This window comes from Agrococcus sp. AC640b (assembly GCF_979255995.1).
In genome coordinates this window covers 17573-42533 of the sequence record NZ_CEEDMM010000025.1, presented here as the reverse complement: position 1 = coordinate 42533, position 24961 = coordinate 17573, and the positions used below count along the sequence as shown (strand labels likewise).

Sequence of the window (24961 nt, the reverse complement as noted above, 5' to 3'; positions counted from 1 at the left end):
CCGCCCACGACGTCGCCGGAGCCCACGCCGTCGACGCCGCCGGAGCCGAGCGAGCCCGCGCCCACCGAGTCGAGCGCACCGCCGTCCGCCGAGCCCTCGCCGGCGCCGACGCCGTAGCGCGCGTCGGCGTCCAGCCGACCCGCAGACGCCCTGCAGCCGGCGCTGCGGGTCGCACGCCATGCTGGGGCGATCATGCTCGGGGGAGGCGGCGGATGATCCGGTGGGCCTTCGCGATCGTGCTGCTGATCGGCGGCCTGCTGCCGCTCACGGGCTTCACGTTCCTGGGCGACGACGCCGCCGACGAGCACCCGGTGGCGATCGCCTCCGGGTTCGTGCTCATGGCCTGGCCGCTGCTCTACGTCGTCGTCGGCACCGCCGGCGTGGTCGACGCCGTCGTCCGCGCCGTGCGTGGCGACATGCGCACCCTCGCCACCGGCATGCTCGCGGTCAAGCTCTCGAGCATCCCGTTCTTCGTGCTGAGCTTCGTCATGTCGCTCGGGCTGCTGACGTTCCTCACCCTCATCGCCGTGCCTGCGATCCTCACGGTGCCCGTCGCGGTCGTGATCACCTACCTCGCGATGCTGCCGACGTCGGCGTACGGCGTCGCAGCCCTCATCCGCCTCCGGCGCGACCGCATGGTCGGCGGCGTCTTCTTCTGGCTCCTGCTGCCGATGCACCTCCTGTTCGTCGTCGACGTCGTGGCCTCGATCGTCGTCTTCGCACGCATCCGCCGCATCCTCGCCGTACCGCCGCCGATGCACGAGTGGCGGGCGCCCGAGCAGGTGACGGCGCTGCAGCCGCGTCCGCCGTCGCCCTAGGTACGCGCCCGCCTGCTCGGCCGAAGCACGCCGCGCACCGCGCCGCAACCCGCCCGACGACCGCACGTGCCGGGCTACGCTCGCCAGGTCATGGATGGGGATCTCCACGCGCCGACGCTCGAGGTCGGATCGCTGCTCGCGGGTCGCTACCGCGTCGGCGCGATGCTCGGCGCGGGAGGCATGGCCACGGTGCACCGAGCGACCGACGAGGTGCTGGGGCGCGACGTCGCGATGAAGGTGCTCGCGCACGCGGGCGAGGATCCCGCGGCCCGTCGTCGGGAGCAGACGGAGATCGAGATGCTCGCAGCGCTGAGCCATCGCGCGCTCGTGCCCGTGCACGACGCCGCGATCGTGCGCCTCGCAGGCGGCCTCAGCACGATCATCGTCATGGAGCTCGTCGACGGGCCCACGCTCGCGCGACGGCGAGCGGACGGCGTGATCGCCGACGCCGAGCTCGCACGCCTCGCGCTGGACGTCGCCGAGGCGCTCGTCGTCGTCCACGCGCGAGGGATCGTGCATCGCGACGTCAAGCCGTCGAACATCCTGCTCGCGCCGTCGCCGCTCGCGGGCCGGGAGTTCGACGCGAGGCTCGCCGACTTCGGCATCGCGACGCTCGAGGGTGGCGCGCGCCTCACGGCGACGGGGGCGGTGCTCGGCACGGCCGCATATCTGAGTCCCGAGCAGGCGATGGGCGGCGCCGTGACGGCGGCGACCGACGTCTACTCGCTGGGGCTCGTGCTGCTCGAGGCCATCACGGGATCGCGGGAGTTCCCAGGGCCCATGCTCGAGGCGCTGACGGCGCGGATGCTGCGCGACCCAGTGATCCCCGAGACCATGCATCCGCGCTGGGGTGCGCTGCTCGCCGCGATGACCGCGCGGGAGGCCGACGAGCGTCCCTCGCCCCAGCAGGTGGTCGAGATCGCGACCGGCCTCGTCGCCGACCGCGTGCCGGCATCGACCGTCGCGGTCGCCGCCACGCTGCCGCTGCCCGCGCCGTCCATGTCCGCGCCGTCCATGTCCGCGTCGGCGCGGTGGGATGAGGCCGGCGCCTCCTCGGCGGCGGCCTCGACGGTCGTCCACGCTGCCTCCCCAGCGCAGGCGACCGAGGGCAGGCGACCCTGGCGACGCGTGCTGGGGATCGCGGCGGCAGCGGCGACCATCGCCGCGGTCGTCGGCGTCGCCATCGCGATGCAGCCGTCGACGAGCGCGCCGTCCGAGGTCGCCGAGGTCTCCTCCCCGCCGGAGACGACGTCGCCCAGCGTGTCCCCGGTCCCCGATCCCGTCCAGCCGACCGAGGTCGCCCCGACCATCGCACCCACGGTCGCACCTCCGCTCGAGCCCACCGTCGAGCCCGGCAATGGCGGCAACGGCAACGGCGGTGGCGGGAACGGCGCCGGCGGAGGCGGGAACGGCAACGGCGGAGGCGGCAACGGCAACGGCAACGGGAACGGGAACGGGAACGGCTGAGCCAGGGCTCAGCAGGGCCACCCTCGCCGGGAAGCGGGGAGCCGGTGTGCGCGTTGCCAGCATCCTGACCGGTACCGTGCGGAGCACGGTCGGACGCGGCGAGAGGCGAGCATGGCACGTGGGGTCGGATGGGCGCAGGCCGTCATCGACAGGATGCGCACCGAGTCGGGCAGCGCGCTGCTGCTCGTGGTCGTCTCGATCGTCGCGCTGCTGTGGGCGAACTCGCCGTGGTCGCAGACGTACGTCGACCTGTGGCACACCGAGGCGGCCGTCACGATCGGCGACTTCGCGATCGACCTGAGCCTCCACCACTGGGTCAACGACGGCCTCATGGTCATCTTCTTCTTCCTCATCGGCCTCGAGGTGCGCGAGGAGCTCGCCGTCGGATCGCTGCGCGACCGCAGGCGGGCGCTCGTGCCGCTCGCCGCCGGTCTCGCGGGCGTCGCGCTGCCTGCCGCGATCTACCTCGCGATCGCAGGCCGCGAGGCGGCGAGCGGCTGGGGCGTCGTCATCGGCACCGACACGGCGTTCCTGCTCGGGGCGCTCGCGCTCGTCGGCCCCAGGATGTCGGCGCAGCTGCGCGTGTTCCTGCTGACGCTCACCGTCGTCGACGACTTCCTCGCCGTCACGATCATCGGCGTCTTCTACACCGACGACGTGCAGCTCGTGCCGCTCGGCATCGCCGTCGTGAGCCTCGCGCTGCTGTACTGGCTGGGCCGTGCACGACAGTGGCGTTCGAGCCCGTACGTCACGGTGATCGTCGTGCTGTGGGCGGCGACGCTGCTGTCGGGCATCCACCCGTCGCTCGCAGGCATGGCCGCGGGCCTCCTCGTGCCTGCCGCCGCGACCGAGCGCGGCGACGTGCTCGCCGCCAAGCACCTGTTCCGCGACTACTGGCAGTCGCCGGATGCCTCCGTCGCGCGATCGGTGCAGCGAGGGCTCGCGCGCTCCATCTCGGTGAACCAACGCCTCCACGAGGTGCTGCGCGGCCCGGTGTCGCTCGTGATCGTGCCGATCTTCGCGCTCGCGAACGCAGGCGTCGACCTGCGCGGCGGCGTGCTGGGCGAGGCGCTCACGAGCCCCGTGACGTGGGGCGTCGTCGCGGGCCTCGTGCTCGGCAAGCTCGGCGGCATCGCGCTGGGGGCGTGGGGCGCGGTGCGCGCGGGCCTCGGACGCCTGCCGGACGGCGTCGGGCCGGGCAGCGTCGCTGGCGGTGCCGCGCTGTCCGGCATCGGCTTCACGATGTCGCTGCTCATCATCTCCCTCGCGTTCGAGGGCGAGACGGCCGACGCCGCGACCGTGGGCGTGCTCATCGCGCTCGTGCTGTCGTGGGCGCTCGGCTGGATCGTGTTCCGTGTCGCCCGCACGAAGATGGGCGAGACCGAGGCCGACCTGCCCTCGACGCTCGAGCCCGCGTTCGACCCCGAGCTCGACCACACGCGCGGCACCGAGGGTGCGCAGCTGACGGTCGTGGAGTACCTCGACTTCGAGTGCCCGTTCTGCGCCCGTGCGACGGGCATGTGGAAGGACATCCGCGAGCACTTCGGCGACCGCGTGCGGTACGTCGTGCGCCACCTGCCGCTCGACGACGTGCACCCCCACGCGCGCGGCGCGGCGATCGCGGCCGAGGCCGCCGCGCGCCAGGACCGCTTCTGGGAGATGCACGACGTGCTGTTCGCGAACCAGTCGGCGCTCGAGCCGAGCGACCTGCGGCGCTACGCCGAGCAGGTCGGGCTCGACCTCGACCGCTACGACGAGGACGTCGCCGACGAGGCCACCGCGCGCCTGGTCGAGAAGCACGCGCGCAGCGCGCGCGACAGCGGCGCGCGCGGCACCCCGACGTTCTTCATCGACGGCACGCGGCACCGCGGACCGCACGACGGTCGCACGATGATCGCCGCGATCGAGGCGAAGGAGGCGGCGCTGGCATCCGCCAGGCGCCGCTCGTAGCTGGCCCCCCGAGGCCAGCGCCGTGCGGCGTCGCAGCGTGCGCCGCCGAACCTGCACGGGAGGCGTTCCTCAGGTGCACCATGCATGCGAGGTGCCGCTGACGTGCAGGTTCGGCGCTCGCGCTCGGGGCATCTCGCGACCGCGCAGCTCAGCCGGTGAGCTGCAGGGCGCGCAGGCGCGCGAGCTCGGCATGCACGAGCGGCAGCGCCGATGCGCCCTCGCCTGCCGCCGACGCGACGCGCTTCATCGAGCCCGCGCGCACGTCGCCGACGGCGAAGATGCCGCGCACCGTCGTCTCGAGGCTCGCAGGCGGCACGCCGTCGACCCACGCGTGCATGGGCACGTCGCGACCCGTGAGCACGAAGCCGTGGTCGTCGCGGGCGATGTCGTCGGGCAGCCAGCCGCAGGCGGGGTCGGCGCCGAGCATGCAGCACAGCCCGTCGGCGGCGAGCGTCTCGCGCTCGCCGGTGTCGAGGTCCTCGACCGTGAGGTGCTCGAGCCTGGCTGCGCCACCGCCGTCGACGACCGCCGTGCGGCACCGCACGTGCACGGCGGGCGTCGCGGCGATCTCGCGGATGAGGTACTCCGACATCGTCTCGGCGAGGTCGCCGCGGCGCACGAGCATCGTCACCGAGCGCGCGAACTTCGCCAGGTGCACGGCCGCCTGGCCCGCGGAGTTGCCCGCGCCCACCACGAACACGTCGCGATCCTGCATCTCGCGCGCCATCGTCGTCGCCGAGCCGTACGTGACGCCGTTGCCGACGTGCTCGTCGACCCCGTCGACCGCGAGCCGGCGGTACTGCACGCCGGTGGCGAGCACGACGGTGCGCGCGCAGATCTGCGCGCCGTCGACGAGCACGTGGTGGTGCTCGGGCTCATGCTCCGGCCCGCGCTCGATGCGTGCCGCCGACCTGCCGGTGTAGAACCTCGCGCCGAAGCGGCTCGCCTGGATGCGGGATCGTTGCGCGAGCCGCATGCCCGAGATGCCGCGCGGGAAGCCGAGGTAGTTGCGGATCATCGACGACGAGCCGGCCTGCCCGCCGATCGCGTCGCGCTCGAGCACGATCGTCGACAGGCCCTCGGAGGCGGCGTACACGGCGGCGGCGAGGCCGGCGGGACCCGCACCCACGACGACGACGTCGGCGACCTCGCCGTCTGGGATGGCGTCGAAGCCGCCGTACATCGCCTCGCTCACCTTCGCGGGCGTCGCATCCTGCAGCACCTGCCCCGTGAACGAGCGCACGAGCGGCAGCACGGCATCGGAGCCGGCGATCTCGAGCATGCCGAGGGCCTCGGGAGCGTCGGGGGCGAGCACCCGGTTGGGCATGCCGAGCCGGTCGAGCAGGTCGCGGATGGCGCCGACGCGGCGGTCGCCTGGCTCGGCGACGATGTCGGCGGACGACACCACGGGCCCCGCCACCGACCATCCCCACTCCGAGAGCAGCTCGGTGAGGGCGATGTGGAACTCCTCGTCGCGCGTGCCGCGTGGCACGCCGACGAACGTGTCGATGTCGCGGCGAAGGATCGCGAGCCGCATCTCCTCGATGGCGTCGGCGTACTCGCCTGGCACGAGCAGCGCGACGCGGCGGGCAGCGGGCGCCAGCTCCTGGGTGTCGTGCAGCAGCGCGAGGCCCGGGCCGTCGGGCAGCGCCCGCTCGGCGCCGAGCATCGCCACCTGCGTGCCTGCCTCGACGAGCTCCGCGAGGCGTGCGAGCGTCGAGGCCGCGTCGGGTGCGATCTCGATGCGGTAGTCGCGGTCGTACCGGGCGCGGAACTCGCGGTCGATCGACTCGGCGGCGTCGTTCGAGGCGAGCAGGATGACGGGACGCGTGTCCATGCGGTCAGGATAGGCGGCGCGTCGCGCGTGCGCGCCGTGCGGATCGGCGGCGATGCGCCTGGTCAGCTCGCGGTCGCGCGCCGCACGGGGTCGGCGGGGCACGCGTCCTGGTCGCCGCTGGCGTCGGCGTCGGCGTCGGCGGTGATCGCGAGGCGTCGCTCGGGGTCGAGCCGGCCGAGGATCGCGGATGCGATGCGCGCGAGATCGTCGACGCCGGCGTCGTCGAGGCCGTCGAGGATCGTCGAGCGCACGGCGCGTGCGTGCACGGGCACCGCGGCGAGGTACGCCTGCTCGCCGGCGGGCAGCAGCACGGCGTTCGTGGCGCGACCGTCCTCCTCGCAGGCGGCGCGCTGCACGAGGCCCTTGCGCTCGAGCGCCGTGACGACCCGCGAGAGCCGCGGCAGCGTCGCGTTCGTGCGGGAGGCGAGGGCCGTGAGGCGCAGTCGGCCCCGGTCGGCCTCGTGGAGCGCCTCGAGCAGGGTGAGCTCGAACGACGTGAGCCCCGTGGGTGCGAGCTCGCGGTCGAGGGCGGTGGGCAGCAGCTCGAGCATCGCGTGGAGGCGGGCGATCGCGACGCGCTCGCGGTGCTGGAGTGGGCCCATGCCTCCAGCGTAGCCATTGGTTGCAGGTACAAGCAATGGCTGATAGTTTCAGGTACAAGCAACGGCAGGGAGCCAAGGGCCATGACTGGGACGACCGACGAGCGAGTGCTGGACGCCGCGACCTCGATGGGTGCCGTGACGCTGCGCGTCGGCGACCTCGAGGGCATGGCCGACTACTACGCGGGCGCGTTCGCGATGGAGCCGCTCGAGGAGGCCGCGCGCGGCCGCGAGGTGCATCGCGTGCTCGGCCGCGGCAGCACGCCGCTCGTGCGCCTCGTGCACACGCCCGGCCTGCCCGCCGTCGATCGCAGGCAGTCGGGCCTCTTCCACACGGCGTTCCTGTTCGAGGACGCATCCGCGCTCGCCGCGACCGTCTACCGGGCCGCGCAGGAGCCGCGCAGCCGCTTCGTCGGCTCGAGCGACCACCTCGTCAGCGAGGCGTTCTACTTCACCGACCCCGAGGGCAATGGGGTCGAGCTGTACACCGACCGCGACCGGTCGACGTGGATCCACGACGGCGAGCAGATCCGCATGGCGACGAACCATCTCGACCCGAACGCGTACCTGCGCCGCCACCTCGAGCAGCGCGCGGTCGATGCGGGCCCCGCGCTCGCGGGCGCCGTCGGGCACGTGCACCTGCAGGTGGGCGACGTCGAGGCGGCGCGGGCGTTCTACGTCGACGCCCTGGGCTTCGAGACGACCGTGTCGACGTATCCGGGCGCGCTGTTCGCCTCCGCGGGCGGCTACCACCACCACGTGGCGATGAACACGTGGAACAGCGCAGGCTCGGGCCCGCGCGCCGCGAGCCTCGGCCTCGGCGACGTGTCGGTGACGGTGCCGACGGCGGAGGGGCTCGATGCGCTCGCAGCTCGCCTGCGCGCCCGGGGCCTCCCGTTCGCCGCCGATGGCCGCTCGGTCACGGTCGCGGACCCGTGGGGCACGCAGGTGACCGTCGCGCTGCCCGATCTCACCACCGACGAGCTGCTCGCCCGCTGACCGCTCGGCCCGCATGGCTGGGCCGCGAACGGGGCCCGATCCTGCGCGGATCGGGCCCCGTCTCGTGGTGGCGTCGCTACGGGCGCAGCAGCACCTTGCCGACGCGGCCCGGCGTGAGGCTCGCGCGCACGGCATCCCGCACGTCCTCGAAGGGGTGGATGCTCGACACCGGCAGCGTGAGCACGCCGGTTGCGATGCGCTCTGCGAGCTCGCCGAAGAGCGCCTGCCGCGTCTCGGCGTCCATCGTCCTGCTGACGACGGCGCCCCAGAATCCGCGCACCGTGGCCTGCTTGAAGATGAGGTCGCCCGAGCGCAGCTCGAGCACGGGCGAGTCCATCGCGCCGAACGCGATGAGCGTGCCGCCCTCGCCGAGCACCGACAGCACGTCGCCGGCGGAGGAGCCGCCGACCGAGTCGACGCCCGCGACGATCGGCGCGTCGCCCACGAGCGCGGCGACCTGCTCGCGCCAGTCGTCGGCGTCGGTCGCGACGACGTTGCCGATGCCCGCCTCGCGCAGCTCGTCGACGGCGGCCGCGCGACGCACGAGCCCGACGACGTGCACGCCGCGCGCCTCGGCGAGCTGGGCGACCATGCGGCCCACGGCGCCGTTCGCGGCGTTCTGCACGATCCACGATCCCGGCTCGAGGCTCAGGTCGTGCAGCAGCGAGATGGCGCTGAACGGCATCGCCACGAGCTGGGCGGCCGCCTCGTCGGGCAGTCCGTCCGGCGCGGGCACGAGCGAGGCGGCGTCGGCGAGCACGTGCTCTGCCCACACGCCGAACGTGCCGCCCGTGACGACGCGATCGCCGACGGCGAGCGAGTCGACGCCCTCGCCGAGCGCGTCGACGATGCCGACGGCCTCGGTGCCGCTCGCGGCGGGCAGGTCGGGCACGAACCCGTAGGTGCCGCGCACCGTCCAGAGGTCGTGGTTGTGGATGGCGGCGAGCAGGATGCGCACGCGCACCTGTCCGGGGCCGGGCTCGGGGGTGGGGCGGTCTGCGACCGACAGGACGTCGGCCGGCTCGCCGAACGTCTCGTGCACGACTGCACGCATGGGGTGCTCCTCTCGAGAGCGGGGATGGGTCGGGGGATGACGGGGCGCGTCAGCGCCGTCTGCGGGTGCGGATGCGGTGCAGCAGCGCGTGCCGCGCACCGGTCGACCACAGGGCGCCTGCGACGAGCAGGGGCTGGAACCAGAGGCGTGCGAAGCGCGCCGCGTCGGTGTCGAGGCCGAAGCCGTCGCGCCCGTGCACCCACTGGGCGAGGTTGCCGGGGAAGACGGCGACGAAGAACGCCGCGGCCGCGACGCCCACGGCGACGCGGCGTCGCCTGGCGGCGGCGAGCGCGAGGCCGAGCACGATCTCGACGACGCCGGATGCGAGCACGGTGACGTCGGGATCGAGTGGCACGAACCGCGGGACCTGCGCCTGGAAGTCGTCGCGGGCGACCGTGAGGTGGGCGATGCCCGCGCCCACGAGGGCGACGCCCATGAGGATGCGCACGACGTGCTGCGCCGGCCGTCGTCCGCGGCGGCGGTCCTCGCGGGCGTCGGTCACGTCAGTCGTCCGTGACCGTGACGGTCACGTCGATGTTGCCGCGCGTCGCGTTGGAGTACGGGCACACCTGGTGCGCGGCGTCGGCGAGCTCCTGCGCCTGGTCGTGCGGCAGGTCGGGGATGACGACCTCGAGCTCGACGGCGAGGCGGTAGCCGCCCGAGCCGTCGGGGCCGATGTGCACGCGGCCGCCGACGCTCGAGTCGGCGATCTGCACCTTCTTGGCACGTGCGACGCCCTGCAGCGCGGAGTGGAAGCACGCGGCGTAGCCGGCGGCGAAGAGCTGCTCGGGGTTCGAGCCGGCGCCGGTGCCGCCCATCTCGGCGGGCACGGCCATGTCGATGGCGAGGCGGCCGTCCGGCGTCGTGACCTTGCCATCGCGGCCGGCGCCGGTCGAGAGTGCCTCAGCGGTGTAGAGCACGTCCATGGTGATCCTCCTGGATGTCGTGGGTGGGGAAGTCGGGTGGAGCCGTCAGGCGCGGGCGGCGTGCATCGACGCCGTCAGGCCCTGCAGGCGCGCGAGCAGCAGCTCGTCGTCGCGGTCGCCGACGACGCCCATGGCGCCTGCGATGGCGGCGGGGATGTGGGCGAGCTCTCCGCGCAGGGCGAGGCCTCGCCTCGTCGGCGCGACCTCGACGACGCGGGCGTCGTCGGTGCGGCGCACGCGCTGCACGAGGCCGTCGTCCTCCATGCGCCGCAGCAGCGGCGAGAGGGTGCCGCTGTCGAGCTGCATGCGCTCGCCGAGTCCGCGCACGCTCTGCGGCCCCTCGACCCAGAGCGTCACGAGCACGAGGTACTGCGGGTACGTGAGGCCCCACGGCTCCAGCAGCGAGCGGTAGGTCTGCGTCGTCGCGCGCGTCGCCGCGTAGAGCGCGAAGCACAGCATCTCGTCGGTCACGGCCATGGAAGAAGCATTGCACGCAATCGAATCGTGCACAACTCAATCGAGGACGGATGCGCCATGGAGACGGTGGCCCCGGAACGCGGCCCCGGGCTGGCGCGACGGTCACGCCGTGGATGCCTCTGTTTTGACAACGGTTCTCATTCGCGAGTAGCGTCGGCTCCATGCCTCGCCTGTCCACGCGCATCGCCCTGCCCGCCCTCGTCGCGGTGTCCGCCATCGCCCTCGCCGGGTGCTCCTCGTCGGCCGACTCGAGCGCAGGCGACGACGGCACGCTGCAGGTCGTCGCGACGACGACGCAGATGGGCGACGTCGTGCGCGAGATCGTGGGCGACGACGCCGACGTGACGCAGCTGCTGCAGCCCGGCCAGTCCGCCCACTCGTACGACCCGACGCCCGAGGCGCTGCAGGCGCTCGCGGATGCCGACGTGCTCGTCATCAACGGCGCGGGGCTCGAGGAGTGGCTCGACGACACCATCGAGGCGTCGGGCTTCGACGGCGAGCTCGTCGACGCCTCCGCCGACGTGCACCTGCACGAGGGCGAGGCGCACGACCACGGCGACGAGGAGCACGCAGAGGGGGAGCACGCAGAGGGGGAGCACGCCGACGAGTCCTCGTCGAGCGAGCCCGCGGCATCCGAGTCCGAGGAGCACGCCGACGAGGACCACGACCACGACCACGGCGGCACCGACCCGCACGTGTGGAGCGACCCGCACCAGGTCGTGCACATGGCCGAGACGATCGGCGCGGGCATCGCCGCCGCCGACGAGGCGAACGCCGAGACCTTCGAGGCCTCGACCGAGGCGTACGTCGCGCAGCTCGAGGAGCTCGACGCGTGGGTGCACGCCTCCATCGAGCAGGTGCCCGCCGAGCAGCGTCTGCTCGTGACGAACCACGACACCTTTTCGTACCTCGCCGAGGCGACGGACATGACGATCGTCGGCAGCGTCATGCCGTCGTTCGACGACAACGCCGAGCCGAGCGCCGCCGACATCGACGCGCTCGTCGCCGCGATCCGCGAGTCGGGCGTGCGCGCCGTGTTCTCCGAGACGAGCATCGACCCGCAGATCGCCGAGACGATCGCGAGCGAGGCGGACGTCGAGGTCTACTCGGGCGAGGACGCGCTGTACGCCGACTCGCTCGGCGCGGAGGGCACGCCGGGGGCGACGTACGTCGGCAGCGTCGTGCACAACGTGACGCTCATCGTCGAGTCGTGGGGCGTCGAGCCGCTGCCGGTGCCGGATACGCTCGCTCCGTGAGCGTCGTCCGGATCGATCGTGCGTCCTTCCGCAGGGGAGGGCGCACGGTGCTGTCCGGCGTGACCTTCGCGGTGGAGCCCGGCGAGGCCGTCGCGCTCGTCGGGCCCAACGGCGCAGGCAAGTCGACGCTGCTCGACGGACTGCTCGGGCTCGTGCCGCACGACGCCGAGCGCTTCGAGGTGCCCACGGGCCCCGGTGCCATCGGCATGCTCCCGCAGTCGTCGACGACGGATGCCGCGTTCCCCATCTCGCTCGAGCAGGTCGTCATGCAGGGCCGCACCGCGCGCCTCGGGCTGCGCTGGCCCGGCCGCGCAGACCGCGACGCGGTCGCGGCCGCGCTCGAGACCGTGCGCCTCACGGCGCACGCCAAGGCTCGCTTCGGCGACCTCTCCGGAGGCCAGCAGCGTCGCGGCCTGCTCGCGCGCGCCATCGCGGGCGAGCCTGCGCTGCTGCTGCTCGACGAGCCGTTCAACGGGCTCGACTCGGCGAGCAGGCAGTCGCTGCTCGACGCCGTCGAGCGCCTGAAGGCGGCTGGCGTCGCGCTCGTCGTCACGACCCACGACCTCGAGCTCGCACGCGCCGTCTGCGAGCGCACGCTGCTCATCGACCGCGAGCAGATCGCGTTCGACGACACGGTGTGCGTGCTCACGCTCGAGCAGGTGCGCAAGACCTTCGAGCACCACGCGGTCGAGATCGACGGGCACACGCTCGCGACCGCAGAGCATCACGCGGCTGAGCACGGCCACGAGCACGACACGCACCGCGAGCACGAGGTCGACCCGCACGAGCGCCACCGCTGATCGTGCTCGACCTCGTCACCCCCTTCGCGCTGCCGTTCATGCTGCGGCCGCTCGTGCTGCTGCTCGGCCTCGCCGTCGCTGCGGGCACCGTCGGCACGATCGTGAACCTGCGCAGGCTCGAGTTCGCCTCCGACGGCCTCACCCACGCCGTCTTCCCCGGCCTCGTCATCGGCTTCATCGTCGCGGGCGCAGGCGGCGTGCTGCCCGGCGCGCTCGTCGCCGCGGTCGTCGCGGCGCTCGTGCTCGTGGTCGTCGCGAGGCGCACGGGCACCGAGACGGGCGTCGCGATCGTGCTCACCGCCTGCTTCTCGCTCGGCGTCGTGCTCGTGTCGCTGCGCTCGGAGTGGGCGGGGCAGATGGAGTCGTTCTTCTTCGGCAGCCTGCTCACCGTCACCGACGGGCAGCTGTGGCTGTCGCTCGCGATCGTCGCCGTCGCGGTCGTCGGCGTCGTCGTCACGTGGCGCTGGCAGGTGCTGCGCGCGTTCGACGAGCACGCGGCCCGCGTCGCAGGCGTGCCGGTGCGCAGCACCGACGTCGTCGCGAACGTCGCCGTCGCCCTCGTGGTCGTCGCCGCATCCGCCGCCGTCGGCACCCTGCTCGTGCTCGCCGTGCTCATCGTGCCCGCCGCCGCCTCCCGTGCCGTCACGCGCCGCGTCGTGCCCGGCGCGCTCGTCGCGACCGGCATCGCGGCGGGAGCCTCGTGGCTGGGGATGTCGCTGGCGTTCTCGGCGTCGATGGCGGGCGTGCAGGCGTCGCCGTCGTCGATCGTCGCCCTCACGATGCTCGCCGCGTACCTCGTGGCGCTCGCCGTGGGTGCCGTGCGCGACGGTGCGCTCGCCAGGAGGGTCACGGCATGACGCTCGACTACTTCTCGCGTGCGCTGCTCGAGGCGGTGCTCGCCGGTGCGCTCGCCGGGCTCGTGGGCGTGCTCGTCGTGCTGCGCGGGCGCGCGTTCTTCACGATGTCGCTCACGCACGCGACGTTCCCCGGCGCCGTGCTCGCCGCGATCCTCGGCGTCTCCATCCCGCTCGGCGCGGCCGCGACCGCCGTGGCGCTCGTGCTCGTGGCGACGCTCGTCGGCCGCATCCGCACGCAGGGCTCCGCCGTCGCCTCCGGCATCATGCTCACCGCGGGCTTCGCGGTCGGGTCGTTCGCCGAGACGGCCACGCACGTGCCCGTCGACGTCGGCTCGTTCCTCACCGGCACGATCCTCGCGACGACGACGGCCGACCTGTGGCTCACGGCCGCCGTGCTCGGCGTCGCCATCGCCGCGATCGGGCTGTACGGGCGCCACCTGCTGTTCGCGTCGTTCGACGAGGCCGGCTTCCGCGCCGCGGGCCTGCACCCTGCGCGGGCGGAGGCGGTGTCGCTCGCGCTCATCGCCGCGACCGTCGTGGCGATCATGCCGGCGCTCGGCGCGATCCTCGCCGTCGGGCTCATCGTCGCGCCCGCTGCCGCGGCGAGGCGGCTCGTGCGCTCCGCGACGACGATGCTGTGGGTCGCGCCGCTCATCGGCGTCGTGTGCGCCGTCGCCGGGCTGCTCGTCTCGCGGGCCTGGTCGGTCTCGGCAGGCGGCGCGATCACGCTCATCGCCGCCGCCGTCGTCGGCCTCGCGCACCTCGTGCCGCGGCGCTCCGCCGCCCTCGCCGCTCCCACGTCGCCCGCGGCCGCGGGTAGCGTGGTCGCATCATGACCGACGTGCGCCGACGATCCACGAAGCAGCGCGAGGCCGTGCGCGAGGCGCTCGACGCCGCCGACGGCTTCGTGTCCGCGCAGTCGCTGCACGCGACGATGCGCGAGGGAGGCTCGACCGTGGGCCTCGCGACCGTGTACCGCGCGCTGTCGACGCTCGAGGGCGACGGCGTCGCCGACTCGGTGCTGCACGAGGGCGAGACCGTCTACCGCGCGTGCACGCCCACGCACCATCACCACCTCATCTGCCGGGTCTGCGGCCGCACGGTCGAGCTCGACGCCGACCCCGTGGAGTCGTGGACGCGCGAGGTCGCTGCGAGGCACGGCTACTCCGACCCGCACCACACCATCGAGATCACCGGCATCTGCGACCGGCATGCCCCGGGAGGCGACGCATGATCGAGATCCTGTCCGCACGCGAGGTCGAGGCGGCGAAGCCGGCCGGCGAGCTCGTCGGCCGCATCCTGCAGACCGTCCGCGACCGCGTCGTGCCCGGCACGAACCTGCTCGAGATCGACGCGTGGGCCGCCGAGATGATCCGCGACGCCGGCGCGACCTCCTGCTACGTCGACTACGCGCCGTCGTTCGGGCGCGGACCGTTCGGCTTCCACATCTGCACCGCGATCGACGACGCCGTGCTGCACGGCAAGCCGTACGACCGCGTCGTGCGGCAGGGCGAGCTGCTCACGCTCGACCTCGCCGTCATCGTCGACGGCTGGGCGGCCGACTCGGCGCTCACGTTCGGCGTGGGCGGCACGCGGCCGGAGGACGTCGCGCTCGTGGATGCCACGCGCCTCGCGCTCGAGGCGGGCATCGCGCAGGCGCAGGTCGGCAACCGCATCGGCGACATCAGCCACGCGATCGGCGAGACGCTGCGCGGCGCGGGCTACACGATCAACGGGCAGTTCGGCGGGCACGGCATCGGCTCGACGATGCACCAGGATCCGCACGTCGCCAACGACGGCGCCGCAGGCCGCGGCTACACGTTGCGCCCCGGCCTGCTGCTCGCGATCGAGCCGTGGGTCATGGCCGGCACCGACGAGCTGCGCATGGATGCCGACGGGTGGACGCTGCGCTCGGCCGACGGCTCGCGCACCGCGCACTCCGAGCACACGGTCGCGATCACCGACGACGGCCCCGTCGTGCTCACGCGTCGTGCAGACGAGGTGCCGCCGACGCTCGGGCTCGCAGCGGCCTGAGGCACGCTGGTGCGCTGGGAGCAGGGAGACGAACCTCCCGCGTCGTGGCAGCGCGACGACGCGCGCTACCGAGTCTTCGTCTTCGCGGGCCCAGACCTCGAGACGTCGACGACCGATGTGCTCGACGCCTCCGTGGAGCAGGCGCTCGACGCGGCGCACACGCTGTCGCACCACGACGAGCACCTCTGGTCGCTCGCCCTCGTCGAGCATGACGGGCGCGGGCGCGATGGTCTCGTCTGGCTCTCGGGCATGGACTACCACCAGCAGCCCGACACGCAGGCGCAGTGGCGTCGCCGAGGGCAGATGCAGAGCAGGCTCCTGTCGGCGCGATCGCAGGCGGGCAGGCCGCTCGTGCTGCCGAACGGGCTGCGCGTCATACGCATGTTCCCGGAGTGGTGGCCCGGCTCGCCGCTGTGGGAGTCGTTCAGCGACGACTACCGGCTGCCGCTCGACGAGCTCGGGCTGACTCCCGAGCTCTGCGACGCCCTCCGCACGTGGCATGACGCCTGGAGCGAGCGCCAGGTCGAGGAGCCGCTCCCGGACGAGGAGGCGTGGGTCGCCGAGGGGCTGCGACTGCACGCTGCGGTGCAGGGCGAGCTCGACGGCGTGGCGGAGGTGCGGCGCGAGTTCGGTCCCTGACGCACGGATCGGCGGCCGCCGCACGGATCTCGTGAGGATGCACGCGCATCCACCGCAGCGGGTCCATCATGGGCCGGTGCCCATCATCGACAACGCCGTCTACGTCGACGGCCACCGCATCGACGACCCCTCGAGCCTCGAGCAGACGTTCGAGCACATGCGCGATGCCCGTGGCATGGCGTGGATCGGTCTGCTGCGGCCCACGGAGGAGGAGCTGCAGGAGGTCGCCGCCGAGCTCTCGCTGCATCCGCTCGCGGTCGAGGATGCGCTCGAGGGGCATCAGCGCGCGAAGCTCGAGCGCTACGGCGACACCCTGTTCGCCGTGCTGCGTCCCGCGCGGTACGTCGACGAGCGCGAGGCGGTCGAGTTCGGCGAGCTGCACGTGTTCGTCGGCGCCGACTTCGTCGTGACGGTGCGCCACGCGGAGGGGCCTGACCTCGCCGCCGTGCGCCAGCGCATGCAGGCCACCCCCGACCTGCTGCGCCTGGGACCGGAGGCCGTGCTGTACGCGATCCTCGACCAGGTCGTCGACGACTACGCCCCGGTCGTGCGGGGGCTGCAGGCCGACATCGACGAGATCGACGACGCGCTCTTCCAAGGCGGCGAGCCGGGGTTGGCCCGCAGGATCTACGAGCTCGCGCGCGAGGTCGTGAGCTTCCAACGCGCGACGACGCCGCTCGTGGCGATGCTCGAGACGCTGCGCGACGGCGTCGACGAGCATGCGGTCGACGTCGAGCTGCGGCGGCTGCTGCGCGACGTGCTCGACCACGTGATCCGCGTGAACGAGCGCGCCGCCGCCTTCCGAGCCGTGCTGCACAACGCGCTGACCGTGAACGCGACGCTCGTGACCGAGCGGCACACCGAGACGGCGCTCGCGCAGAACGAGAGCGTGAAGAAGATCTCCGGTTGGGCGGCGATCCTCTTCGCACCGAGCCTCGTCGGCACGGTCTACGGCATGAACTTCGAGCACATGCCCGAGCTCGAGTGGGCGTTCGGGTACCCGATGGCGCTCGGGCTCATGGTCGCCACGAGCGTCGCGCTGTACGCGGTGTTCCGCGGCAAGCACTGGCTCTGACCACCTGGAGGAGCCTGGGACCGGCGGGGCGCACCTGTCCGCACAGCGCATGGATCCGCCGATCCGTCCACAGATCCCAGGCGGCGCGCAGCGGCGCGTGGTGGAGTGACGGCGTCGAGAGGACCGTCATGAGCGACCCGACCGCATCCCAGCCGCATCCCGCATCCCAGCCGCATCCCGTGTCGCAGCCCCATCCCGCTGCCCAGCAGCATGCCCGGGCATTCGCCCAGCAGGCGGCGCCGCCTCCCGGCGAGCGCACCCCTCGCCGCGTGCTCGGCATCCAGCCCGTGCTGCTCGTCGGCATCGTGCTGCTCACGCTCGTGTCGCTGCTCACGATCGTGCTGATCTTCGTCGGCGACATCGAGACGCAGGCGCCGCGCGTCGTGTGGACCGTCGTCGCCTTCGTCGGCTTCACGGCGCTGCTCGCGCTCGACCTCGCGCTCTCGAGGCGCTCGGTCGTGCCGCTCGTCATCGGCGTCGCGGCGAACGTCTATCTGCTGTCGGTGCTCATGCTCGCGACGTGGGTGGAGCCGGTCGTCGTCGTGGCTCCCGAGACGATCTGCGACCCGTACGACGGATGCGACTACGCCGACCCCGACCGGTACGGGCCGCCCCTGGCCCTGGCGCTGTTCGGCGTGTACCTGCTCGCGTTCGTCGTCGTGCGCGCTGCGGCGGCGGGCGCGTGGGCGCTCGTGGCGCTCGGGCGGCGCGGCGGGCTGCCGATCGCTCGCGTCGTGGGCGTGGTGGCCGCTGCGCTCGTCGGTCTCGCCGCGGTGCTGCTCACCCTGCACCTCGCGATCACGCCGTTCGGCGTCCGCATCGGCGATCTCTACTGGCGTGTTGCCGTGGCGGTCGTCGTGCTCGCCGCGCTCGCCGCGTGCGTGACGACGCTGCTGTACTGGAGTCGCAGGCAGCTCGAGCCCCGGCCCACCCCACTGCCTCCCGTTCCCCAGCAGCCCGTGGCCCAGCAGCCGTGGCCCGACGGTGCGTGGCAGGCGTCGCAGCCGCCGCGCCGCGACCAGGGCGTCGTGCCGAATCCGATGCAGCCCCAGCAGCAGTGGCCGCCGCAGCCGCCTCCCTCGCATCAGGACTGGCCGCCGCCCGCCTGATCTGGGCGTCGTCCGAGGGTGCGCCACGCCGCGGTGGCGCATCGGCCCGGGCGTGTCGTAGGATGGTCGTTTGTGTGGCGTCGCCGCACGGCGCATCCCAAGCCGCTCCTCGGAGCAGAACTGGGCGCGCAGGCAAGTGATCTTGGGTGAGGCCTCGAGGCCTCACGGTACCCCTGGAGGAATCATGGCAGCAGTGTGCCAGGTGACTGGAGCCGTTCCCGGCTTCGGACACGCCATCTCGCACTCGCACCGCCGGACGAAGCGCCGCTTCGACCCGAACGTGCAGAAGAAGACGTACTACGTTCCCTCGCTCCGCAAGAACGTCACCCTCACGCTGTCCGCTAAGGGCATCAAGGTGATCGACGTTCGCGGCATCGAGTCCGTGGTCCGTGACCTGCAGAAGAAGGGGGTGAAGCTCTGATGGCCAAGAAGGCTCAGGACGTTCGTCCGATCATCAAGCTCCGCTCGACTGCCGGCACCGGCTACACCTACGTGACGAAGAAGAACCGTCGCAACAACCCCGACCGTCTCGTGCTGAAGAAGTACGACCCCGTCGTGCGCAAGCACGTCGAGTTCCGAGAGGAGCGCTGACATGGCCAAGAAGTCCATGATCGCGAAGAACGAGCAGCGCAAGGTCATCGTCGCGCGCTACGCAGAGAAGCGGGCTGCCCTGAAGAAGGCGCTCGTCGACCCCAACGGCACCGACGAGTCGCGCGAGGAGGCCCGTCTGGGTCTGCAGAAGCTGCCTCGCAACGCCTCGCCCGTGCGCGTGCGCAAGCGCGATGCCATCGACGGCCGCCCGCGCGGCCACGTCGGCCAGTACGGCATCTCGCGTGTGCGCTTCCGCATGATGGCGCACCGTGGCGAGCTGCCCGGCGTGACCAAGTCGAGCTGGTAGCCACCAGCCCCTCGCCGGGAGACCGGCATCGCACGAAGGCCCCCGTCCGCATGGACGGGGGCCTTCGTCGTGCCGCAGCACGAGGTGACGCTGAGCGGGCGAGCAGGTGCACATGGCACGTGCGACCCCACTCGGCGTCACCTCGCGTCGGCCAGCGCGGCTCAGGCGGCGCGACGCTCGTGGATCGCGCTCGTGAGGGTCGTGCCGCCGACCTCGACGTAGATCACGCGCTCCGTCACCGAGAACGACATCGTCGTGCGCCTCGCGATCGTCGCGGCGAGCGCCTCGACGAATCCGGCGTCGAACGACACGAGCCGCACGTCCTCCGCCTTGTGGATGCGCTTGCCCGTCCACCTGCCCGCGACCTTCGCCGGGTCGCGGTGCGTGTACACGGCGGTGCGCTCGGCGGCCATGCTGCCGCGGTGGATGCGGTCTGCCTCGGGTGCGCCGACCTCGATCCACGCCATGAGCGCCCCCGTGAGGTCGCGCACGAGCACGGCCGGCTCCTCGCCGCCGGAGAGCGAGTCGCCGAACGCGATGCCCTCCTCGTGCTCGAGCAGGTAGGCGAGCACGCGCGTCGTCATGAACTCCGCCGTCTCCGACGGATGCTGCGCGACCTTGAACGACAGCTCGTCGTAGACGCCGCGGTCGACGTCGGCGAGCTGCACGTCGAAGGTGTGGATGGTCGCGCCGATGCCCATGTCGCCCAAGCCTAGGTGCGCAGCCGGCGGCGTCGGCGCCGCCAGGCTGCGCGCGGGCAGCGCCCGTCAGGCCTGCACGATCGTCATCGGGTAGGCGGTGCCGGAGCCGTCGTCGCCGACGAGCTCCATGCCGCCGGTTGCCGAGGTGCCCGTGAACACGATGTCGGCGACGGCGCCGGCAGGGGACTGCAGCTGCGAGATCGTCAGCGAGAGGGTGTCGCCCTCGACGCTCCACACGTCGGTCGGGGAGTCGTACGGCTGACCGTTGAAGCTGGCGAAGTCGACGGTGCCGTCGGCGTTCAGGGTGAAGGTGACCTCTGCGACGCCTTCGGCGGTGCCGAACCAGGACGTGCCTGCCAGGGTCTCGGCGGTCGCGCCGGGCACGATCTCCGGCGCGTCGGTCGTCGGCGCCTCGCTCGTGGGCGCCTCGGACGACTCCGTCGCAGGAGCCTGAGACTCGGCGGCGCTCGAGGCGGGAGCGCTCGCCTCGGGCTCGTCGGACGAGCTGCAGCCGGCCACGGCCAGCACCCCCGCAGCGACGAGCACGGGCACGGTCAGGGTTCGCTTCCTCATCCGCGTGAGCGTACGCCCTCGCGCACTGCGTCGCCGATGCGGGCGGCGTCCAGCGACCGCGCCTACGCTCGCAGGCGACGGACACCGCGCGGAGGAGAGGCGTCATGGCGATCGCACACGGCAGCGGCACGGCCCACGAGTCGAGCGGCACCGCGAGCCGCGGACGCGCCGTCGGGCTCGTGCTCCTGGCACCCATGCTGCTCGCGACGGCGATCAGCGTCGGCTGGCCGACGATCGACGCGCTCACGGCAGCGAGCGTCGGCGCGTCGAACCCGATCGTCGATGCCGGCCCGGCCGACTGGGGGCCGGTCGTCGCAGCCGCCGGAGGGCTCGCGCTCGCCGGGTTCGGCATCACCCTGCCCTCGCTGCTCGCCGGGATGCTGCTGGCGATCCCGATCGCGCAGGCCCTCGCCGTCGGCGCCGTCGCAGCACGCATCGCCGTGGCGGTGCTCGTCGTCGCACCCATGCCGGTCGCATCGGCGATGTGGTGGGCGAGCGGGGCGGCGACGCTCGGGCCGTCGGGGGCGCTCGGCGCCTTCGCCGCCGCAGCCCTGCCCACGATCGCCGGCGTCGCCGCGATCGCGCTCGTGCCGGTCGTGCGCGCCGGCATGCGCCTGCGGCACGTGCTCCTCGTCGTCGCAGGCGTCGGGGGCGCCGCCGTCGCGCTCGCGCTGCAGACGTTCGTGACGTCGCTCTTCCCCACGGACACCGCGTCGACCTTCGCCTCGACGTCGTACGAGCGCACGTTCCGCATGCTCGACGTCGCCGGCGGCGCCGCATACGACGCCGTCGTGCTGGTGGTGCTCGGTGGCGCGGGCATCGCGGGCGTGGCGCTCGTCGCGGCGCTGCGCCCGGCGATCGTCGTGCACGAGGTCGCCTCCGCCCGCCCGCTCGCCGCGACGATCGGCGCGCTCGTCGCAGGCGTCCTCGCGCTCGGCGTGCTCGCGATGCCGATCGCGCTCGCGGCCTCGCCAGGCGAGCGGGGCGTGCCGCTCGACGTGCTCGCGTCGGCGGCGGCCGGCTCGTGGGTGCCTGCGCTGCTGGGTGCGGTCGCCGCTGCGGTGCTGGCCGCGCTCGCCGCCGTCGGCATCGGTTGGTTCCGACCGCTGGGCAGGCACAGCCTCTGGCTGCTGCTGCCGTTCGCGCCGGCCCTGCTCGTCACGACCACGCCGCTGATGGGCTCCATGTACCTGCGTCGCATCACCCTGCTCGACGAGCTGCTGCCGCTGCTGCCGAGCCTCGTCGTGTCGGTGCCGCTGCTCGTGGCGCTCACGCTGCTCGTGGCGGGCATGCGCCGCACGGGCGCGCTGCAGATGCGCACGCTGCTGTGGGCGTCGCTCGTGGGCGTCGCGGTCCTCGCAGCCCTGCAGGCGCAGGCCGTGCTGCCCGGGCTCGTGCTCGCCTCCGGCCCCGAGGGCTCGATCTCGCTCGCGCTCGTGAGCCTGCTCGGTGTCGGTGGGCTCAGCGGCGGGATCGGCGCCGCGGCGCTCGCGACGACGCTGCCGGTCGCCGTCGTGCTCGCCCCCGTGGTCGTGCTGGGGCTCGGCGCGCTGCGCGGCGCGACGCTCGTCGGCGAGGACGCGCCCCTGCCGGCGGCGCACGCCGCGTCAGCGCACGTGTCGCCTCCGCAGGGCTACCAGCCGCATCCGCAGGGATACGCGCAGCCGCATCCGCAGGGATACGCGCAGCCGCAGCCTCCGCAGCCGCAGCAGCCGTCCTGACGCTCAGACGACCGCGAGCTCCTCGTACGTGCCGCGCGGCGAGCTGCCGGCGCGCACGTCTCGCCACGCGATGCCGAGGCGTTCCATCGCGGCGCCCGTCACCTCCGGCTCCCACGTGATCGGGATGCGCGCGAAGCGATCCAGCACGCCCGTCGCCGTGAAGCGAGGTCCTGGCGGCAGGAGCAGCCCGTGCTCGCGTGCCGCGAGCGACAGGCTCGTCGACACGGGTGCTCCGAGGTCGACCCATGCGGCGAGGCCGCCGGGCACCGCCGGCATCGTCACGCCGGGCATGTGCGTCTCGAGCCCGGCACGCACAGCCTCGCGGCCGGCCGAGAGCCTGCGACGCGTGTGGGCGAGCAGCCCCTCCATGTCGTCGAGGAGCTCGGTGGCGATGCACTGCTCGAGCAGCGCGCTGCCGAGGTCGAACGACGGCCGGATGGCGAGGATGCGCTCGACCTGCGGTGCGTCGGCGCGGATCCAGCCGATGCGCAGGCCACCCCATGCGAGCTTCGACATCGAGCCGACGCTGATCGCCGGCCCGTGGGCGGCGAAGGGGCGCGGCGTCCAGCCGCGGTCGACGTCGAGCTCGACGCACGTCTCGTCGACGACGACGAGCGCGCCGACGCTGCGCGCCGTGGCGGCGAGCTTCGCCCGCTCGAGGTCGGGCATCGTCGCGCCCGTGGGGTTGTGGAGGTCGGCGATCGTGTAGACGATCGCGGGCCGGGTCTCGCGGATGCGGCCGGCCATGTGCTGCAGGTCCCAGCCCTCGGTGCCCACCGGCGTCGGCACGAGGCGCATGCCGACGCGGCGCAGCGCCTCCATGGCGTGCGGGAAGGTCGGCTGCTCGACGACCGCGGCGCGGCCGCGCTCGCCGAACGCGGCGGTGATGAGGGTGAGGGCGTGCATCGCGCCGCTCGTGACGACGATCTGCGAGGCGTCGGTCGGCAGGCCGCGCTGCGTGTAGCGCGCCGCGATGCGCTCGCGCAGGTCGGCGAGGCCGTCGAGGCAGTAGCCGGGGGTGCTCAGCAGCGACGCGAGGCGGTCGAGGGCGCGCACCGTGGCGGCGTGCAGCCCGGGCGTCGAGCCGACGGAGGCGATCGTGAGGTCGATGACGTCGTCGGTGGGGCCTGCGACGCGCGCCGCCGAGCGGTGCGGCAGCGCGACGCGCGTGCCGGAGCCGTGCACGCGGGCGAGGTAGCCGGCATCGGCGAGGGTCTCGTAGGCCTTCGTGACCGTGGCGCGCGACCGGCCGATCTCGGCGGCGAGCGCTCGCTCGCTCGGCACGCGCTCGCCGACCGTCACGCGGCCGTCGAGCACGAGCATGCGGATGCGGTCTGCGAGCGACTGCGCCACGGCGCCGCCCTGATACCACTCGCCGAGCTGGCGACCGAGTCGAGATCCCATCGCACCATCATGCTCCTGAGTGGACCGGTATGCACGCGCCACTTGCTGCGCGGTGGCTCGCGCATGCCGAGCCACTCTCCGCGCATCCTGGCTGCATGGCCCGTCCCGCAGCATCCGCACGCCGCCGTCTCGCCATGCCGGCATGGCTGACGCGGCTCGTGCTGCCCGTCCACGCCGTGTCGAGGCGCGACGTCGTGCGACGCCTCGTGCAGCTCGTCGTCGGCCTGTGGCTGTACGGCGTCGGCATCGCGCTCATGGTGCGCGCCGAGATCGGCGTCTCGCCGTGGGATGTGCTCACGCTCGGCATCCAGCAGCAGACGGGCCTCGGATTCGGGCTCATCATCATCCTCACGTCGGCCGCGGTGCTGCTGCTGTGGATCCCGCTGCGGCAGCGCGTGGGCGTCGGCACGCTCGTGAACGGCCTGCTCGTGGGGCCCTTCGCCGAGCTGACGCTCGCGATCGTGCCGCCCGTGCCCACCGCCGACCCGGCCACGTGGTGGTTCCGCGTGCCGCTGTTCCTCGCCGGGCTGCTCGTGCTGGCCGTCGCGACCGGCATGTACATCACCGCGAGCTTCGGGCCGGGGCCGCGCGACGGGCTCATGACGGGCGTCGTGCGCGTGACGCGCTGGCCCATCTGGGTCGCGAGGACGCTCATCGAGGGATCGGTGCTCGTCGTCGGGCTGCTGCTGGGAGGGCCGCTCGGCATCGGCGCCCTCATCTTCGCGTTCGGCGTCGGCCCGCTCGTGGGCTGGATCCTGCCGTGGTTCGAGCGGCGCCGCAGCGCCGCGGAGGCACGAGAGGCCGCTCGCGTCGCCGCGGTGCCTGGCTGACCGGCGACGCCGCCCGACCTCCATGCAGCCGCGGGCCCGGCGCTACGGCATCGAGGCCACGCGCTCGCGGCTCGCAGCGATCGCGGCGCCGTGCGCTCCCGCCCAGTCCCCGAGCCGTGCGGCCGTGAAGCGCGGCAGCGTGTGGAAGCTGCGATCGGCGCGCGCTCGCGCGATCGCGGGCTCGACCGTCCAGCGCGGCGACCGCGCGACGCCGCCGCCGAGGATGACGAGCTCGGGATCGACGAGCGCGCTCACGTGGAGGAGCGCGCGCGAGAGGCCCGTCGCGGCTCGGTCGAGCACCGCCATGGCGGCGCCGTCTCCGCGCTCCGCGGCCTCGACGACGTCGCGTGCCGTGGCGTCGACGGGTGCGGATGCGGCGAGCTCCTGCCACCGGACGCCGAGCTGCGTGCCCCCGACGACGGTCTCGAGGCATCCGGTCGCGCCGCACGAGCACGCGAGCGCCTCGTCGGTCACCCGCATGTGCCCGATCTCGCTCGCGGCGCCGTGCGCGCCTCGACGCACGTGCCCGCCGACGACGAGCGCGCCCGCGATGCCCGTGCCGAGCACGACGACGAACGCGTCGTGCGCCGTGTGCGCCGCGGCCTCCGCGATCGCCGCCGCCTCGCCGTCGCGCACCGCGACGCCGGGCACCGACAGCCGCTGCGAGAGGGTCGCCGCTGGCGCGGTGCCGTCGAGCCACGGCAGGTTCGCGCTGCGGCCGACGACGCCGGAGCCGGCGTCGAGGGTGCCGGCGATCGTCACGCCGAAGGCGGTCGGATGCGCGGGCGCCGCGTCGAGGAAGCGCAGGACCTCGTCGGCGAGCCGCTCCACCGAGCCCGTCGCCAGCCGCGTCCTCGCGATCTCGTCGTCGCCGTCGCGGAGCACGAGCTTCGTGGAGCTGCCGCCGTAGTCGATGCCGAGCGCGATCATCCGTGCG

The 24961-nt window shown here is 73.5% G+C and carries 29 protein-coding genes; 18 read left to right on the top strand and 11 right to left on the bottom strand.

All coding sequences use genetic code 11. The features are described 5' to 3' along the window. The coding region (locus ACZ6H8_RS11110) for a hypothetical protein (RefSeq protein WP_464146893.1) at positions 1–194 on the bottom strand (194 nt) is incomplete at its 3' end. An 18-nt stretch (positions 195–212) separates the two neighbouring features. Between ACZ6H8_RS11110 and ACZ6H8_RS11105 the strand changes: the two genes are divergently transcribed. From ACZ6H8_RS11105 to nhaA, 3 genes are all read left to right on the top strand, one after another. Then, positions 213–818 (top strand): DUF6652 family protein, encoded by a 606-nt coding sequence (locus tag ACZ6H8_RS11105; RefSeq protein WP_464146892.1) that lies wholly within the window; start codon positions 213–215, stop codon positions 816–818. A gap of 90 nt (positions 819–908) precedes the next feature. Next, entirely contained in the window at positions 909–2285 is a 1377-nt protein-coding gene (locus ACZ6H8_RS11100; protein WP_464146891.1) for a serine/threonine-protein kinase, read from the top strand. Between the two features lie 111 nt (positions 2286–2396). Next, a complete protein-coding gene (nhaA, locus tag ACZ6H8_RS11095; RefSeq protein ID WP_464146890.1) occupies positions 2397–4235 on the top strand; it encodes a Na+/H+ antiporter NhaA in 1839 nt (612 codons plus the stop codon). A gap of 148 nt (positions 4236–4383) precedes the next feature. On the opposite strand, the gene ACZ6H8_RS11090 is transcribed toward nhaA, so the two are convergent. Both ACZ6H8_RS11090 and ACZ6H8_RS11085 read right to left on the bottom strand, forming a co-directional pair. Next, positions 4384–6072, bottom strand: coding sequence for an NAD(P)/FAD-dependent oxidoreductase (locus ACZ6H8_RS11090; RefSeq protein ID WP_464146889.1), 1689 nt, complete (start codon positions 6070–6072; stop codon positions 4384–4386). 62 nt (positions 6073–6134) lie between these two features. Beyond that, complete coding sequence (locus tag ACZ6H8_RS11085) at positions 6135–6674, bottom strand: MarR family winged helix-turn-helix transcriptional regulator (RefSeq protein ID WP_464146887.1); 540 nt, start codon at positions 6672–6674, stop codon at positions 6135–6137. Between the two features lie 81 nt (positions 6675–6755). On the opposite strand from ACZ6H8_RS11085, the gene ACZ6H8_RS11080 reads away from it, so the two are divergent. Beyond that, entirely contained in the window at positions 6756–7670 is a 915-nt protein-coding gene (locus ACZ6H8_RS11080) for a VOC family protein (protein ID WP_464146886.1), read from the top strand. Positions 7671–7746: 76 nt separating this feature from the next. Here ACZ6H8_RS11080 and ACZ6H8_RS11075 read toward each other — a convergent pair whose 3' ends face one another. From ACZ6H8_RS11075 to ACZ6H8_RS11060, 4 genes are read right to left on the bottom strand one after another with little or no spacing between them, the layout of a single operon-like run. Then, a complete protein-coding gene (locus ACZ6H8_RS11075) occupies positions 7747–8724 on the bottom strand; it encodes a zinc-binding dehydrogenase (protein WP_464146884.1) in 978 nt (325 codons plus the stop codon). Between the two features lie 49 nt (positions 8725–8773). Beyond that, positions 8774–9226: a DoxX family protein gene (locus tag ACZ6H8_RS11070; protein WP_464146883.1), complete on the bottom strand. Its 453-nt coding sequence runs from the start codon at positions 9224–9226 to the stop codon at positions 8774–8776. A 1-nt stretch (position 9227) separates the two neighbouring features. Next, positions 9228–9650, bottom strand: coding sequence for an organic hydroperoxide resistance protein (locus ACZ6H8_RS11065; RefSeq protein ID WP_464146882.1), 423 nt, complete (start codon positions 9648–9650; stop codon positions 9228–9230). Positions 9651–9695: 45 nt separating this feature from the next. After that, entirely contained in the window at positions 9696–10127 is a 432-nt protein-coding gene (locus tag ACZ6H8_RS11060) for a MarR family winged helix-turn-helix transcriptional regulator (RefSeq protein ID WP_464146881.1), read from the bottom strand. Positions 10128–10288: 161 nt separating this feature from the next. On the opposite strand from ACZ6H8_RS11060, the gene ACZ6H8_RS11055 reads away from it, so the two are divergent. The 12 genes from ACZ6H8_RS11055 (at position 10289) to rpsN (ending at position 18795) form a co-directional block, all read left to right on the top strand. Further along, on the top strand, positions 10289–11383 hold the full coding sequence (locus ACZ6H8_RS11055) for a metal ABC transporter substrate-binding protein (protein WP_464146880.1): 1095 nt from the start codon (positions 10289–10291) through the stop codon (positions 11381–11383). Continuing rightward, positions 11380–12183, top strand: coding sequence for a metal ABC transporter ATP-binding protein (locus tag ACZ6H8_RS11050; protein WP_464146879.1), 804 nt, complete (start codon positions 11380–11382; stop codon positions 12181–12183). Before ACZ6H8_RS11055 ends, ACZ6H8_RS11050 begins: the two co-directional genes overlap by 4 nt. A gap of 2 nt (positions 12184–12185) precedes the next feature. After that, the gene (locus tag ACZ6H8_RS11045) at positions 12186–13040 is read left to right on the top strand and encodes a metal ABC transporter permease (RefSeq protein WP_464146878.1); all 855 of its coding nucleotides are present in this window, start codon (positions 12186–12188) and stop codon (positions 13038–13040) included. Next, positions 13037–13876 (top strand): metal ABC transporter permease, encoded by an 840-nt coding sequence (locus ACZ6H8_RS11040; protein WP_464146877.1) that lies wholly within the window; start codon positions 13037–13039, stop codon positions 13874–13876. The genes ACZ6H8_RS11045 and ACZ6H8_RS11040 overlap by 4 nt, the downstream gene beginning before the upstream one ends. Further along, positions 13873–14274, top strand: coding sequence for a Fur family transcriptional regulator (locus ACZ6H8_RS11035; protein ID WP_464146876.1), 402 nt, complete (start codon positions 13873–13875; stop codon positions 14272–14274). The genes ACZ6H8_RS11040 and ACZ6H8_RS11035 overlap by 4 nt, the downstream gene beginning before the upstream one ends. Continuing rightward, a complete protein-coding gene (gene map, locus ACZ6H8_RS11030; RefSeq protein ID WP_464146874.1) occupies positions 14271–15074 on the top strand; it encodes a type I methionyl aminopeptidase in 804 nt (267 codons plus the stop codon). Before ACZ6H8_RS11035 ends, map begins: the two co-directional genes overlap by 4 nt. A gap of 9 nt (positions 15075–15083) precedes the next feature. Continuing rightward, positions 15084–15713, top strand: coding sequence for a hypothetical protein (locus ACZ6H8_RS11025; RefSeq protein WP_464146872.1), 630 nt, complete (start codon positions 15084–15086; stop codon positions 15711–15713). 76 nt (positions 15714–15789) lie between these two features. Further along, positions 15790–16788: a magnesium and cobalt transport protein CorA gene (locus tag ACZ6H8_RS11020; RefSeq protein ID WP_464146871.1), complete on the top strand. Its 999-nt coding sequence runs from the start codon at positions 15790–15792 to the stop codon at positions 16786–16788. Positions 16789–16916: 128 nt separating this feature from the next. Next, positions 16917–17897: a hypothetical protein gene (locus ACZ6H8_RS11015; RefSeq protein WP_464146870.1), complete on the top strand. Its 981-nt coding sequence runs from the start codon at positions 16917–16919 to the stop codon at positions 17895–17897. Positions 17898–18081: 184 nt separating this feature from the next. Further along, on the top strand, positions 18082–18318 hold the full coding sequence (rpmB, locus tag ACZ6H8_RS11010) for a 50S ribosomal protein L28 (RefSeq protein WP_464146869.1): 237 nt from the start codon (positions 18082–18084) through the stop codon (positions 18316–18318). Continuing rightward, the gene (gene rpmG / locus ACZ6H8_RS11005; protein WP_092503806.1) at positions 18318–18488 is read left to right on the top strand and encodes a 50S ribosomal protein L33; all 171 of its coding nucleotides are present in this window, start codon (positions 18318–18320) and stop codon (positions 18486–18488) included. Before rpmB ends, rpmG begins: the two co-directional genes overlap by 1 nt. 1 nt (position 18489) lies before the next feature. After that, the gene (gene rpsN, locus ACZ6H8_RS11000; protein WP_144720329.1) at positions 18490–18795 is read left to right on the top strand and encodes a 30S ribosomal protein S14; all 306 of its coding nucleotides are present in this window, start codon (positions 18490–18492) and stop codon (positions 18793–18795) included. Positions 18796–18956: 161 nt separating this feature from the next. On the opposite strand, the gene ACZ6H8_RS10995 is transcribed toward rpsN, so the two are convergent. After that, the gene (locus tag ACZ6H8_RS10995) at positions 18957–19496 is read right to left on the bottom strand and encodes a YaeQ family protein (protein ID WP_464146868.1); all 540 of its coding nucleotides are present in this window, start codon (positions 19494–19496) and stop codon (positions 18957–18959) included. 66 nt (positions 19497–19562) lie between these two features. Beyond that, the gene (locus ACZ6H8_RS10990; RefSeq protein ID WP_464146867.1) at positions 19563–20069 is read right to left on the bottom strand and encodes a hypothetical protein; all 507 of its coding nucleotides are present in this window, start codon (positions 20067–20069) and stop codon (positions 19563–19565) included. A gap of 104 nt (positions 20070–20173) precedes the next feature. On the opposite strand from ACZ6H8_RS10990, the gene ACZ6H8_RS10985 reads away from it, so the two are divergent. Then, positions 20174–21790: a hypothetical protein gene (locus ACZ6H8_RS10985; RefSeq protein WP_464146866.1), complete on the top strand. Its 1617-nt coding sequence runs from the start codon at positions 20174–20176 to the stop codon at positions 21788–21790. A 3-nt stretch (positions 21791–21793) separates the two neighbouring features. On the opposite strand, the gene yczR is transcribed toward ACZ6H8_RS10985, so the two are convergent. Next, positions 21794–23194, bottom strand: coding sequence for a MocR-like transcription factor YczR (gene yczR / locus ACZ6H8_RS10980; RefSeq protein WP_464146865.1), 1401 nt, complete (start codon positions 23192–23194; stop codon positions 21794–21796). Positions 23195–23289: 95 nt separating this feature from the next. Here yczR and yczE point away from each other — a divergent pair, with 95 nt between their 5' ends. Next, positions 23290–24024: a membrane protein YczE gene (gene yczE / locus ACZ6H8_RS10975; protein WP_464146864.1), complete on the top strand. Its 735-nt coding sequence runs from the start codon at positions 23290–23292 to the stop codon at positions 24022–24024. 42 nt (positions 24025–24066) lie between these two features. Here yczE and ACZ6H8_RS10970 read toward each other — a convergent pair whose 3' ends face one another. Then, positions 24067–24954, bottom strand: coding sequence for an ROK family protein (locus tag ACZ6H8_RS10970; RefSeq protein ID WP_464146863.1), 888 nt, complete (start codon positions 24952–24954; stop codon positions 24067–24069). Positions 24955–24961: the final 7 nt, after the last annotated feature.

What these genes read in the sequence shown, in the direction of transcription:
- ACZ6H8_RS11105 (WP_464146892.1), top strand. Translation starts at nt 213, where the DNA reads ATGATCCGGTGGGCCTTCGCGATCGTGCTGCTGATCGGCGGCCTGCTG.
- ACZ6H8_RS11100 (WP_464146891.1), top strand. Translation starts at nt 909, where the DNA reads ATGGATGGGGATCTCCACGCGCCGACGCTCGAGGTCGGATCGCTGCTC.
- nhaA (WP_464146890.1), top strand. Translation starts at nt 2,397, where the DNA reads ATGGCACGTGGGGTCGGATGGGCGCAGGCCGTCATCGACAGGATGCGC.
- ACZ6H8_RS11090 (WP_464146889.1), bottom strand. Translation starts at nt 6,072, where the DNA reads ATGGACACGCGTCCCGTCATCCTGCTCGCCTCGAACGACGCCGCCGAG.
- ACZ6H8_RS11085 (WP_464146887.1), bottom strand. Translation starts at nt 6,674, where the DNA reads ATGGGCCCACTCCAGCACCGCGAGCGCGTCGCGATCGCCCGCCTCCAC.
- ACZ6H8_RS11080 (WP_464146886.1), top strand. Translation starts at nt 6,756, where the DNA reads ATGACTGGGACGACCGACGAGCGAGTGCTGGACGCCGCGACCTCGATG.
- ACZ6H8_RS11075 (WP_464146884.1), bottom strand. Translation starts at nt 8,724, where the DNA reads ATGCGTGCAGTCGTGCACGAGACGTTCGGCGAGCCGGCCGACGTCCTG.
- ACZ6H8_RS11065 (WP_464146882.1), bottom strand. Translation starts at nt 9,650, where the DNA reads ATGGACGTGCTCTACACCGCTGAGGCACTCTCGACCGGCGCCGGCCGC.
- ACZ6H8_RS11060 (WP_464146881.1), bottom strand. Translation starts at nt 10,127, where the DNA reads ATGGCCGTGACCGACGAGATGCTGTGCTTCGCGCTCTACGCGGCGACG.
- ACZ6H8_RS11055 (WP_464146880.1), top strand. Translation starts at nt 10,289, where the DNA reads ATGCCTCGCCTGTCCACGCGCATCGCCCTGCCCGCCCTCGTCGCGGTG.
- ACZ6H8_RS11040 (WP_464146877.1), top strand. Translation starts at nt 13,037, where the DNA reads ATGACGCTCGACTACTTCTCGCGTGCGCTGCTCGAGGCGGTGCTCGCC.
- ACZ6H8_RS11035 (WP_464146876.1), top strand. Translation starts at nt 13,873, where the DNA reads ATGACCGACGTGCGCCGACGATCCACGAAGCAGCGCGAGGCCGTGCGC.
- map (WP_464146874.1), top strand. Translation starts at nt 14,271, where the DNA reads ATGATCGAGATCCTGTCCGCACGCGAGGTCGAGGCGGCGAAGCCGGCC.
- ACZ6H8_RS11015 (WP_464146870.1), top strand. Translation starts at nt 16,917, where the DNA reads ATGAGCGACCCGACCGCATCCCAGCCGCATCCCGCATCCCAGCCGCAT.
- rpmB (WP_464146869.1), top strand. Translation starts at nt 18,082, where the DNA reads ATGGCAGCAGTGTGCCAGGTGACTGGAGCCGTTCCCGGCTTCGGACAC.
- rpmG (WP_092503806.1), top strand. Translation starts at nt 18,318, where the DNA reads ATGGCCAAGAAGGCTCAGGACGTTCGTCCGATCATCAAGCTCCGCTCG.
- rpsN (WP_144720329.1), top strand. Translation starts at nt 18,490, where the DNA reads ATGGCCAAGAAGTCCATGATCGCGAAGAACGAGCAGCGCAAGGTCATC.
- ACZ6H8_RS10995 (WP_464146868.1), bottom strand. Translation starts at nt 19,496, where the DNA reads ATGGGCATCGGCGCGACCATCCACACCTTCGACGTGCAGCTCGCCGAC.
- ACZ6H8_RS10990 (WP_464146867.1), bottom strand. Translation starts at nt 20,069, where the DNA reads ATGAGGAAGCGAACCCTGACCGTGCCCGTGCTCGTCGCTGCGGGGGTG.
- ACZ6H8_RS10985 (WP_464146866.1), top strand. Translation starts at nt 20,174, where the DNA reads ATGGCGATCGCACACGGCAGCGGCACGGCCCACGAGTCGAGCGGCACC.
- yczR (WP_464146865.1), bottom strand. Translation starts at nt 23,194, where the DNA reads ATGGGATCTCGACTCGGTCGCCAGCTCGGCGAGTGGTATCAGGGCGGC.
- yczE (WP_464146864.1), top strand. Translation starts at nt 23,290, where the DNA reads ATGGCCCGTCCCGCAGCATCCGCACGCCGCCGTCTCGCCATGCCGGCA.
- ACZ6H8_RS10970 (WP_464146863.1), bottom strand. Translation starts at nt 24,954, where the DNA reads ATGATCGCGCTCGGCATCGACTACGGCGGCAGCTCCACGAAGCTCGTG.